The sequence below is a fragment of the Comamonas sp. C24C genome, from assembly GCF_053345995.1.
In genome coordinates this window covers 1-12,311 of record NZ_JBKFBC010000011.1, presented here as the reverse complement: position 1 = coordinate 12,311, position 12,311 = coordinate 1, and the positions used below count along the sequence as shown (strand labels likewise).

General features: G+C 42.6%; 11 protein-coding genes. All 11 read left to right on the top strand.

All coding sequences use genetic code 11. From position 1 onward, the window contains the following. Positions 1-2: 2 nt before the first annotated feature. Positions 3-1,724 (top strand): polysaccharide biosynthesis/export family protein, encoded by a 1,722-nt coding sequence (locus ACLBXN_RS18815; protein ID WP_447613147.1) that lies wholly within the window; start codon positions 3-5, stop codon positions 1,722-1,724. A gap of 7 nt (positions 1,725-1,731) precedes the next feature. After that, on the top strand, positions 1,732-2,253 hold the full coding sequence (locus ACLBXN_RS18810) for a hypothetical protein (protein WP_447613146.1): 522 nt from the start codon (positions 1,732-1,734) through the stop codon (positions 2,251-2,253). Next, a complete protein-coding gene (locus ACLBXN_RS18805) occupies positions 2,205-2,978 on the top strand; it encodes a rhamnan synthesis F family protein (RefSeq protein ID WP_447613145.1) in 774 nt (257 codons plus the stop codon). Before ACLBXN_RS18810 ends, ACLBXN_RS18805 begins: the two co-directional genes overlap by 49 nt. Before the next feature lies 1 nt (position 2,979). Then, on the top strand, positions 2,980-4,218 hold the full coding sequence (locus ACLBXN_RS18800) for a hypothetical protein (RefSeq protein ID WP_447613144.1): 1,239 nt from the start codon (positions 2,980-2,982) through the stop codon (positions 4,216-4,218). A gap of 5 nt (positions 4,219-4,223) precedes the next feature. Continuing rightward, a complete protein-coding gene (locus tag ACLBXN_RS18795; protein WP_447613143.1) occupies positions 4,224-6,092 on the top strand; it encodes a rhamnan synthesis F family protein in 1,869 nt (622 codons plus the stop codon). Positions 6,093-6,102: 10 nt separating this feature from the next. Continuing rightward, the gene (locus ACLBXN_RS18790) at positions 6,103-7,914 is read left to right on the top strand and encodes a hypothetical protein (protein ID WP_447613142.1); all 1,812 of its coding nucleotides are present in this window, start codon (positions 6,103-6,105) and stop codon (positions 7,912-7,914) included. A 40-nt stretch (positions 7,915-7,954) separates the two neighbouring features. Further along, the gene (locus ACLBXN_RS18785) at positions 7,955-8,617 is read left to right on the top strand and encodes an acylneuraminate cytidylyltransferase family protein (protein WP_447613141.1); all 663 of its coding nucleotides are present in this window, start codon (positions 7,955-7,957) and stop codon (positions 8,615-8,617) included. Then, complete coding sequence (locus tag ACLBXN_RS18780; protein ID WP_447613140.1) at positions 8,617-9,315, top strand: inositol monophosphatase family protein; 699 nt, start codon at positions 8,617-8,619, stop codon at positions 9,313-9,315. Before ACLBXN_RS18785 ends, ACLBXN_RS18780 begins: the two co-directional genes overlap by 1 nt. Before the next feature lies 1 nt (position 9,316). Further along, entirely contained in the window at positions 9,317-10,861 is a 1,545-nt protein-coding gene (locus ACLBXN_RS18775) for an N-acetylneuraminate synthase family protein (protein WP_447613139.1), read from the top strand. Positions 10,862-10,885: 24 nt separating this feature from the next. Beyond that, the gene (gene rfbB / locus ACLBXN_RS18770; protein WP_447613137.1) at positions 10,886-11,956 is read left to right on the top strand and encodes a dTDP-glucose 4,6-dehydratase; all 1,071 of its coding nucleotides are present in this window, start codon (positions 10,886-10,888) and stop codon (positions 11,954-11,956) included. Continuing rightward, positions 11,953-12,311, top strand: a 359-nt coding sequence (locus ACLBXN_RS18765; RefSeq protein ID WP_447613136.1) for a sugar nucleotide-binding protein, incomplete at its 3' end; no start/stop codon positions are given. The genes rfbB and ACLBXN_RS18765, both read left to right, overlap by 4 nt.

Here is a 12,311-nt window from a genome sequence, read left to right as displayed (position 1 = left end):
CTATGCATCGTTTGATATTCAGCTATTGCCTGGGATCAGCAGTAATGCTGGCAATGGCGCCCCTGCATGCTCAAAGTGACACGGATCCATTGCAGCTGCGCCAGGCTTTGGGCCTGAGCGGAAGCGCTGTTTCACTGACGGCAGCCCGTAGTGAGGGACCCGTTGCCGCACAGGTGCCTAATTTACCGCAGGCGCCACAGACTGCAGATTACACAGCGAATCTCGAAAGTGATGTATTTGGTGCAAACCTTTTCACCGGGAATTTCGCGCGTGCAGGTGCCACCCAGTTCAATCCCGATTACCTTGTGGCAGTGGGCGATCGCATCCATGTTCGGCTCTGGGGAGGTTTCACTTTTGATGAGACCGCTACAGTTGACCCGCAAGGCAATATCTTTTTGCCTCATGTAGGTCCTGTGAAGGTATCGGGCATGCCTAACAAAAATCTGCAACTGCAGATCGAAGCAGCAGTGCGGCGGGTGTTTCGTGCCAATGTCTACAGCTACGCCAGTCTGGCAGCAGCTCAGCCTGTTCGTATCTTCGTGGGCGGAAATGTCATGCGCCCAGGCTTGTACGGAGGCACCAGCATGGATAGCCTGCTCAATTACCTCGATCAAGCCGGCGGTATCGATCCTGAGCGCGGCAGCTTTCTGGCTGTACAGGTCAAGCGTGGCGCCACTGTTCGCGCTACCTTCAATCTCTACGACTTTTTGCTCAACGGACAACTTCCGCTTTTACAACTCAGTGATGGTGACGTAATCTTTGTGCCCCCTGCAGGTGGCAGAGTCCGTGTTTCAGGTTTGGTCAATAACGCCAAGCGCTTTGAATTCGCCAGTGGTTCTGAAACGGTGGCCCAGCTCATGCAACTGGCCAAGCCCAAGGCGCAGGCGACGCATCTGCGCATCACGCGCAATACCGGCACCGTCAGAAATACCGAGTACTACCCGCTTCAGCAGGTTCAATCTTTGGCGCTGCAAAGTGGCGATGAGCTTGAATTCACTGCCGACAAGAAGCCCGGCACGATTACCGTTCGCGTCGAAGGCGAGCATATGAATCCGCAGGAATATGTTCTGCCATATGGAACGCGCCTAGGGTCTTTGATGCAGAGCATTGAAACGGCACCCGATGCCGAGCCTGAGAGCATTCAGCTTTTTAGGGTTAGTGTGAAAGATCGCCAGAAAGAATTATTGGCGACCAGTCTGCGCAGTTTGGAAACGGCCTTGCTTACGGCCCGCAGTGGAAGTAGTGACGAGGCAAGGCTTCGTCAGGAGGAGGCTAACTTGGCTCTGCAATGGGTGGAGCGCGCCAAAAAAGTGGAGCCTTCCGGCCAAGTGCAGATCGCCCAGGCCGCCCAACGCGACAACATGCTGCTGGAAAACGGCGATGTCATTCGTATCCCGCGTAAAGATGGTCTGGTGCTGGTGAGCGGTGAGGTTCTGTTTCCGAACGCTGTGGCATTCGATGGTTCACTCAGCCTCAAGAACTATATCGACCGCGCCGGCGGATTCACCCAGTCTGCAGATGCTGCTCGCGTTGTGATCGCGCATAGAGATGGGGCTTATGAGCAGGTGGATACCGGCAAGCTTTTTGAGAACACGCGGCTCAAGGCGGGCGATCAGGTGCTGGTATTGCCCAAGGTGGATGAGAAAAAGCGTCAATTCTGGAAAGACATGACCCAAATCATGTACCAGATCGCTATCAGTGCAAAAGTTGTTTTAGGTCTTTGATTTGTTTATGACTAAAAAAAGAAATTTAAAGGCTAATCAGCCAGAGTTGCTTGGTGAAGATTTTCGAGCGAATGAAAGTAATTCTAAAAATTTGGAAGAGCTTCAAAAAGAAAATGATATTCTTCTGAAACAACTGCATTTTTTACAAGAAAAAATTGAAAAAATGTATGCTGAGGATTACCTTGCCAAGAATCAGAAAAAACCTTTATATGGTGCAGGCGAGAGAGTTAAAAGTAGCTTGAGTTATCGGGTTGGCAATACATTGGTAAAGAGATCAAAGAGTATCGTAGGTATTCTGCTTTTGCCTTCCGCTTTGCTGAAAGAGGTGAGGGTGTACAGGTTAGAAAATGAAAAGATGGCTTTTAAAAATATGCCACCACTAGAAGATTATTCTGATTATGCATTGGCATTAAAAGCTAAGAAGCACCTGTCCTATAGGGTAGGTGAAGTTATAGTCGGAAATTGCTCGAGCATATCTAAATGGCCATCGATGCTGAAATCCATATTTTCCTTAATGATAAAAAAATGAATAAGAAAAGCGCATTAGTAGTTCATGTTTTTTATGAAGCTATATGGGAAAAGATTCTTGATTATTTCATTTACAATAACTTGGAAAAGTATTTTGATATTTTTATAACAACGCCTACAGTATGTAGTGAGTGGGTGAAAAAATCAGTAATTGGCAAGAATTATGTGAAGTCCGTTCATGTTTTTGAGAACAAAGGAAAAGACATTCTTCCATTTTTGAATGTCATTGGCGAAATATCGGAGAATTACTCTGAGTTTTGTAAAATACATACAAAGAAGGGCGAAGATCAGCCTTCTAGATGGAGGGCATCTTCAGCTGCACAAATTCTAGGTTCGAGTGAACTAATACATAAGATTCAACTTGATTTTCGTGCACGGCCTGATTTAGGGATGATCGGTGCATCTGCACGCTATTTTGATCTCGAAGAGAAGATGTATAAAAATAAGGAAAATTTTGAGAAAGTAGTTTCCGCCGTTTATGGTGAGACAACTAATGAGATCGAAGATATGGGATTCTTTGGGGGTACTGTATTTTGGGGAGATGCTCAAATTTTTTCAGACTTCTCTAAAAGATTTCTTTCGAAAGATTTTGAATTTATTGAAAATGATGAGAAAGATGGCATGCTTGAGCATGCTATCGAAAGAGTGTTCGGTATTTTGCCAAAGATATATGGCTGTGAAACACGACTTGTTGTAAATAATTCTGTGATTTTGGGGGCGTATTGAAATGAAGCTTTTGTCACTGCGATATGCCAATCAAAAAATGCGCCAAGGTCAATACGAGGATGCTCTATTTATTTATGAGGAAATAAATCAGCGTGAACCATATATATATCCAATAATAAAATTCAATATTGATTACTGCAAGTATAAAGTCGGTAAAAATAAACAATTTCTTAGCAACTCATCTGAGTCCTTTGGGGAAGAAGGTGCTGAGACTGCAACGTTGAGAAATTTTGGCGGGGCTTTGTTAGGGCCCTTGATTTTGATGTTCTTCCAAAGGTTGGAGAAAGCAAATTTTGATGGAGCAAAGAAAATATTCTTCTTTGGTCGAGAAGGTTTTTTCCTAACCAAAGCCTATGATGAATTGATAAAAAAAAGAAAAGGTACATCATTGGAGGCGGTTTACCTGAATATATCTAGACGATTTTTGTTTAAATTATGTCTCTGTAGGTCTGAGATGGTTAGTATGAGTCTTGAACGCTCATACACGGGAAGCGTTGAGGATTTTCTTGAAGATCGTTACGGATTCTCCGCTCAGGAAGTGGAAATCCTTTCCCCTATTTTTCACAGATGTGGTGTATTCTCCCTTGCACTTCCAGTAGATGCAAAAATGATAGAGGGAATAATTTTTGAAAATAGAGCTATTTTTGAAAAAATTGTATTGCCGAAGTATTTGGCTTATAAAGATTACTTGAGAAATCAAGGTCTGTTCGACACGAATACGGTTAACTGCTTAGATCTTGGTTATTCTGGAACAACTCAGAAGATCCTTGGTAGATTGTTTGGATTTTCCACTATCGGTCATTATTTCTTTACTACCGAAAATGCAGTTGACTCCGAAAAAGAAAAATATATAGGATATATATTGCATCGAGACAAAATTTCGAGTGGTAATGCACTTATTGAGCGCTCATCTTATGTCGAGGCTGTGTTGACAGCCCCTGTTGGAACATTGTTGGATATTAAGCGCAACGAAAATTCAATAGAATTTGTGTATGACAAAAAAATGCGACCTCAAATATATTTTGATGCCATTGAGAATATGGCCGAAGGTGCAATTGAATATGCAGTGAAAAACTTCGATTACAAAAATCCAATGGATTACGCTGAATTACATAACTACTATACTAATTTCGTAAATTCAAGGAATAATTTCCCTCAAAGAGCTCAAGATATTCTGGAAATGGATGATGCCATCTCTGGGATAGATAATCTTAATCCTGTGAAATATTTTTTGGGGTAAGTTAGATGAATAGTAGTTTGAAGAAAGCCATTGATATTGGTGTTTTTGACTCTGAATGGTATAGCCAGCTAAGGGGTAGGCAATTCAAGTCTGCTGAAGATGCATTTAACGATTATTCCCGTATCGGTGTTTTTTCCGACGTTCCCCCATCCGCGAACTTTGATGGGGTGCAGTATCTTCAGCACAACTTTGATGTTTACTTGCATCAAATGAATCCTATGATTCATTATGTTTCCTATGGAAAAGAAGAGGGGCGTTATGCTGGAGCACCGAAGAAAGAATGGCTGCCTCAGAGTTCCATTGATGTCAGTACTCCCCCTATAAGGCATGAAGTCGATTTAGCGATTGTGTTGCATATCTACTATGAAGATTATGTAGAGAGATACGCGAAAATTCTATCTGAATATTTTATAGATTTCACACTTTATATAACCACTCCATTTGTAAACGTAGTAAAGAAAGCCGAAATGGCTTTTGGAAAATGTGGACGTGCTAAGGCGGTAAAGATAAAACAAGTTCCTAATAAAGGTCGGAACTTTGGTCCTTTTCTGGTGGAGTTTGCTGATGATATTTTGAAGCATGAGTACATGATTCATTTACATTCAAAAAAATCTCTCCATTCTGGGCGCGAACAAAATCATTGGGCGAATTACCTTACTGAGTATCTTTTGGCCGATCAAATCCATATCGCAAAAGTTATTGATATATTTGAGAAACATAAAGATTACGGCTTATTTTACCCTAAGTCATTTTGGAATATGCCATCTTGGGTGAACCATTGGCTCAAAAACAAGGGGCGTGGCGTAAATTATTTACGTGAGAAAGTTGGTATTGAATCTCACAGTGATTTTTTTGCCTATCCCGTTGGCGGAATGTTTATGTGTCGAGTAAAGGCCTTAGAAAAGCTGCTTAGACAACGGTGGACGCACGATGATTGGCCAGATGAGCCTTTACCCGCTGATGGAACAGTTCTTCATGTGCTTGAGCGCGTACTACCGTTTTACGCAGAAGAGGCTGGGTTCAAACAATTCTTCTTCGATGCCCGAACGGGGAGTTATACGGAAGATGATTCATTTATATTCTCATATTATTTGAATGATAGCTATGAAAAACTGAAAGCGACAATTTCAACCAGGCCAGTTATATCATTTGATATCTTTGATACCTTATTATGTCGAGATAGCCACCAACCAGATCTACATAAGAAGTCTGTCCCTGCAAAATTGGGCCTGAAGATTGATGGTGACGCTTATCATGAACTGAGAGACCGTTCTGAAACTGAGTTGCGGCGCAGGAATGGATGGTCTGGTGACGTAGATATTCTTGAAATATGTGAAGAGGTCGCAAAGATATTAGCTGACGACGTTGATGCGCATATGCTTGCTGAAGCCGAGTTCGACTTAGATTTTGCTCGAATTCAGTCTAAACCAGAAATGGTGGAAATGCTGAACTCTTGTTTGCAGGAAGATAAAAAAGTCTTGATTGTTTCTGATACTTATTACAATGAGTCTCAGATTCGGAAAATATTGAAACATATTGGTGTCTTGCCCGGCTATGAGCTTTTTGTTTCATCTAATCTTAAGCGTCGTAAAGATCGTGGCGATCTATGGGATTACATCGCGAAAGAAGTCTTGACAGAACGCCTAAAGCTAACCGATTTGACTGGTCAGTTTCTGCATATTGGTGATAATGTTTGCGCTGACGCTCAAAATGTGGGTGATCGCAGAATGGGATTTTTTCATATATTGAATCCTATTGATAAATGGCAAGCAATGCAGACATATAAGAAGCAAGGTAAAAGAAGTGTAGATGCGGATTACTGGCGATACTGGGGACCTTTAGTCACTGCGCAAGGTCGAAATCCATTTCTCTAAGAGGTCCCAGATGAAGTACTTTATTCGGAAGCAAGATTCTCTTCCTGATTATCTGGAGCGTATTTGCCTAGACTCTCCATCGCTCGAAAACTACGCTTATGAAGGTGAGCGTTTTTATATATCGGGGTGGATTCTCGCAAGAAAGCCTGGAGTCCAAATTTTTTTGGAAAACTCTATGGGCGATGACTTTGAGATTTCTCTTAATAAATTACGTCCAGATGTACTGAGGAAGATAAAAAAAATAGATATCTCAGCTATTGATGATGAGAATTCAAGAATAGGATTTAATCATGAATTTTTATTGCGTGGGAACTTTTCAATTGTAATTAAGTATAAAGAGCATAAATTTGTATGGATTAATGGAACTGTTTCTTTATCTCAAGACATTATTGATTTTTGGCAGCGGGCTCGTTCTAATCGGAAGTTGGATGTTCGGTTAAGAGATCAAATTTATAAAAATATTAATAAGCATCAAGGATTCTCTAAAGAAGTCGTGGCGCGAACATTTGGTATAGATTATTGGGATTCATGTAAAAAATTTGAAGGTAAATTCAATAATTTTTCTAATTATGTAGATTTATTAAATAAAATTGAGGAAGGAAAATTCCCATTTATTATTGAATCTTCTAATTCAAGAGTAGTCAGTAATTTTTTGCATGCTGGATATAATTATATTTTTGTGTGTAATGGGGATGTTGAGTATTTTCATATTCAACATGTTTCGTCTGCAGATGCAATATTTTTTCCGGCGACCAATGATCTCGTTTTTTTGAGCGACTATATTGATGCATCAGCAATCTTCCATCTTCTGAACATTGCAAATGACAAATTTTATATAAACAAAGGATTAATAGAAAAACCTATCGGATATGCTTTTGGTTTTTCTAGGCCATATCATTTTCTATATGATCAGTATCCTGTGGTTAATTTTCTGCTGGAGTATGGAATTATTGAGAGAAAGAAATGCTTTTTTGTCAGAGAAAGTCATAACTTTCTCTCTTTAAAGAATAGTCATTCTCTTGATAATTTGTGTGTTTATGATAGTGATGAATTAATAAATGGAATTATAGAATCGAAGAAAAGCTATGTTTTTAAGTTAGGTTTTAGCTTTCAGCATGGAGCCATAAATGCTGAGAAAATTATTTCTATCGGAGCAGGTGATAAAAATCTGTTGAAAATTGCTAGCAGTAATTATGACTCTGAAAAAGGTTTAGAGTCTTTTAGAAATTGTGACTTTAAATTGTGGGTAGGCATAACTGGTCAGAAGCGTTCGTGGTTGGAGCAAGTAGAAGGTAGTATTAAAATAATTAATTATATTGCCGAAAAATATAAAAATCCATGTATTGTGATAGATGGTTGGACCTCTGTCTTGCATGAAAACATGACTGATACCTTGGAAATTGAGAATGATATGAAGATATTTAGAAAAATTTCTGAAGGAGTTAGATCGAATGTTCAAATTCTGAATTTGATTGGCGAAAGTATTTTGAAAAAAATATATGTAGCATCCCATGTTGATTTTTTCGTTAGTAATGCACTTACTGGATCAATAAATGTTGCCAGAATTTGTGCTAAGCCAGGCGTAGCTCACTATAGCAAAGTGACACTCCCTATTGTGATGAAGCATCATATTCATCCGCGCACTTTTTTGCCGAGTACTAATATAATTGAAGATGTGCCAGATGAAAATAATAGTCGAGTGGACTTTTGTAGCTATAGTATAGATACCGATGCTTTTCTGGAGTTTTTTAAGACTTCACTGAAATCCGCGCAAGCTAATGATTTTTCATTAGCTACTTCCTATAGAGATATTTTGAATTGATTTATCTTTCTAGCATTTCTAGATTTACCAGAGTGAATATATGAAAAAAGTTATTGCATTTGTCCCCCTTAAGCTGAACAACGAGCGCTTGCCTGGAAAAAATACAAAATTATTTTCCGATGGTGTTCCACTGGTCAATTGCATTCTTTCGACATTGAAAGAGGTTAAGAATATTGATGAAATCTATGTCTATTGCAGTGATCCAAGCATCAAAGAATTCTTGCCAGAAGGCGTGATTTATCTCTCTCGATCCAAGAGCTTGGATCAGTCCTCGACGAAAATTAATGAGGTGCTTTCTGCTTTCGCTAAAGACCGGCCGGCTGATATCTATGTCCTCGCGCATGCCACAGCTCCGTTTATAAGGTCTGAAAGCATAGAGGTTGGTGTCGATAAAGTGCGATCTGGAGCGCATGATTCTGCATTGACAGTCCATAAAATGCAAGAATTCATGTGGCGTGATGGTATGCCCATGAACTACGATCTTGCTGAAATTCCTCGCACACAAGATCTAGAGCCAGTGTATGTCGAAACGACAGGGCTTTATATTTATAAGCAGGAATTAATTAATCAACAGAATAAACGTATTGGTGAAACTCCATTTTTGGTGGAAGTGTCAAAAATAGAAAGCGTAGACATTAATGAACCGATTGATTTTGATATTGCTAACGCAATATATATGCAGGGTTTAACGAAGGAGTCTTGATGCTTGCAGCACATTGCTTGGCAATTGTATCTATCATCAAAGGTCGACTTGATGAGGTCCTGGGCTTGCGTTCTGATTTCCAGGAAAAGGAAGATGGAAGCTATGTCAGTAAAGGTGACTTGCTGGTTCAGTCATTGATTTTTGATTATGTCAAGGATAATCTGCCAGGGCATCATCTGATTTCAGAAGAGCTAGCTCCATTTCCCAATATGGAATGGAACGAAAATGGGTCCTACGTGGTTTTGGACCCCATTGATGGAACTGAAAATTTTGTTTCGGGCTTGAAGGAGTGGGGCGTGGGTGTCTCTATCTACACCAATGGAGCCCACCAAGAGTCATTAATATATCTTCCGGAACTGAATGATTTTTTGTCGACGGGAATGAGTGCTAGGAAATTCAAATCAAGAATTATTGGACTTTCTTCATCACTGAAGACAGATGATTTGCTGTCTCTTCCCATCGGCGATTTTGAATTTCGTATCATTGGATGTTCCATGTACAACACGTTGAGTGCTGTGCGTGGAGCATTTGCAAGATTCGAGAATGTCAAGGGTGTGAATTGTTGGGATATACTGCCAGGCTTGAACTTGGCTTTGGAGCATGGCTGTTCTGTCTGGGTTGATGAGGTTCCTTATTGCGGAGAAATCTTATTCCCAATAAAGAAGTACAAAATACGAATTTCTAATATGGAGAACTGAAATGTACGATGCTTTGAAGCAAATTGCTCAGTCCAAGGATGACAAGGATATTGTTATTATTGGTAAAGGGCCTAGCCTTGATAAATTGGATCTAAGCTTGTTGGATGACTGTATTGTCATTAACACGAATGATTCGGAGCTGGTGTATCCTGGAGATATAGCTGTTTTCCATCACGGCTGGGTTCTGGATATCTTTGATATTGAGCCACCTAAATGTAAGCTTTATATTTCAGATAAGGAGATTCCTGCAGGGGCTAGGAGCATCAAAGCTGAGTACATTCCTTATAATCCTGAATCTGCAGATTTTCTACTTCATCGTTTCTTCTCTGATGAAATTTATATTGAGCATGCAATTATTGTTAGTGCATTGCGAGTAGCTAATGAAATTGCGAAACAGAGTGGGAAAAGTAAGAATGTTTACCTTATTGGATTTGACTTCACGACCAAGCATGGATTTACAAAAAGAATAAGCAATGCGGCCGCACACAGCACCGATGATGCGCTTACTGAAAGGCTTGTTAGCAGTCAGGAGAAGCTTCTTCAGATGATATTGGGGGAGAAGCAGAGATTATCTGTTAATATCTTCCATGTGGGAGATAAGCCATACAGTGTATATTCTTCCGAGGCTTTCTTAAAAATATTCTCTGCTCGAAAAAAAGGAATATCTCTTGGTGATATAACAAAAGAAATTCCTAAAGAAAGTTATAAAGTCAAGGTTATTGCAGAGATAACTACCAATCACTTTGGTGATATGGATAGATTGCGATCCATGATTGTTGCTGCGAAGCAATCCGGAGCAGATTATATCAAGCTGCAAAAGCGTGATGTTGACAGTTTCTATTCTGCGGAAAAGCTTCAGAGTGCATACAAATCCCCATTTGGTACCTCATTTAGGGACTATAGGATGGGAATTGAGCTCGATCGTGAGCAGTTCAAATTTGTTGATGAATTCTGCAAGGAAATAGGCATTGGCTGGTTTGCCTCTATTTTGGATATGCCATCCTACGAATTTATTCGTGAATTTAATCCTGAGATGATTAAATTGCCTTCGACTATTTCAGAGCATAAAGAATATTTGAGCGCGGTTGCCGCGGAATTTGACAAGGATGTTGTAATATCAACTGGATATACTGATGCGGATTATGAGGAATTTATTTTAAGTACCTTTAAAAAAGCGAGAAACATTTATCTCCTTCAATGCACATCTGCCTATCCAACTCCGACAGAGGACGCTCAAATAGGTGTGATTAGGCATTATTATAATCTTAGCAAGAAAGATCGTAGAATCATTCCTGGTTTTTCAAGTCATGACATTGGTAGCGTGTGTTCAATGATGGCTGTTGCTGCTGGCGCTCAAATGATTGAAAAGCATGTGAAGTTTGGCGATGTTTCATGGTCTCATTTTGATGAGGTGGCTGTTGATTTGGTAAATGGTGAGTTCGATAAATTGGTGGCAGATATTCGTCTTGCTGAACGAATAGTCGGTGCAGAAACCAAAGAAGTAAAAAAATCGGAGCACCATAAATACTGGCTTCCCCAGAATTAAGAGTTATTTTTGAAAGAGAAATAGATGATTTTTGTAACCGGCGGTGCAGGCTTTATCGGCGCCAACTTTGTTCTCGACTGGCTGGCGCATGTGAACGAGCCCGTGGTCAATATCGACAAGCTGACCTATGCGGGCAATCTGGAGAATCTGGCCAGCCTGAAGGGCGATGCCCGTCATGTGTTTGTGCAGGCCGATATCGGCGATAGCGCAAAGCTTGCGCAATTGCTGGCGCAGCACCAGCCTCGCGCCGTGGTGAACTTTGCGGCCGAGTCGCATGTGGATCGCTCCATTCATGGCCCCGAGGATTTCATCCAGACCAATGTGGTGGGCACTTTCCGCCTGCTGGAAGCGGTGCGCGCCTATTGGAATGGCCTGGAAGGTGAGGCCAAGGCCGGCTTCCGTTTTCTGCATGTCTCCACCGACGAGGTCTATGGAACGCTGGCGCCCACGGACCCTGCGTTTACCGAAGAGCACAATTACGAGCCCAACAGCCCGTACTCGGCCAGCAAGGCGGCTTCCGACCATCTGGTGCGGGCCTGGCATCACACCTATGGACTGCCGGTGCTGACGACCAATTGCAGCAACAACTACGGCCCGCTGCACTTCCCCGAAAAGCTGATCCCGCTGGTCATTGTCAATGCGCTGGCAGGCAAGCCGCTGCCCATCTACGGCGACGGCATGCAGGTGCGTGACTGGCTGTATGTGCGAGACCATTGCAGCGCCATCCGCCGTGTGCTGGAGGCCGGCCAGCTGGGCGAGACCTATAACGTGGGCGGCTGGAACGAGAAGGCCAATATCGATATCGTCAAGACCGTGTGCAGCTTGCTCGACGAGCTGCGCCCGCGCGCCGACGGCAAGACCTATGCCGAGCAGATCACTTATGTGACCGACCGTCCCGGCCATGATCGCCGCTATGCGATCGATGCACGCAAGCTCGAGCGCGAGCTGGGCTGGAAGCCTGCCGAGACCTTCGAGACCGGCATCCGCAAGACCGTGCAGTGGTATCTGGCCAACCCCGAGTGGGTGGCCAATGTGCAGTCGGGCGCCTACCGTGACTGGGTGCAAAAGCAGTACACCGGCGAGGCTTCGGCATGAAGCTGCTGCTGCTGGGCAAGAACGGTCAGGTCGGCTGGGAGCTGCAGCGCAGTCTTGCCCCTCTGGGTGAGGTGATTGCGCTGGACCGGCAGAGCGTGAATGTGGATGGAAATGGCCTGTGCGGCGATGTCAGCGATCTGCAGGCGCTGGCGCAGACCATTCGCAGCGTACGCCCGGATGTGATCGTCAATGCCGCGGCGCATACGGCAGTGGACAAGGCCGAGAGCGAGCCGGATCTGGCCCTGCGCCTGAACGCCGAAGCCCCCGAAGTCATGGCACAGGAAGCCAAAAGCCTGGGCGCCTTGCTGGTGCACTACAGCACCGACTATGTCTTTGATGGCTCCGGCAGTGCGGC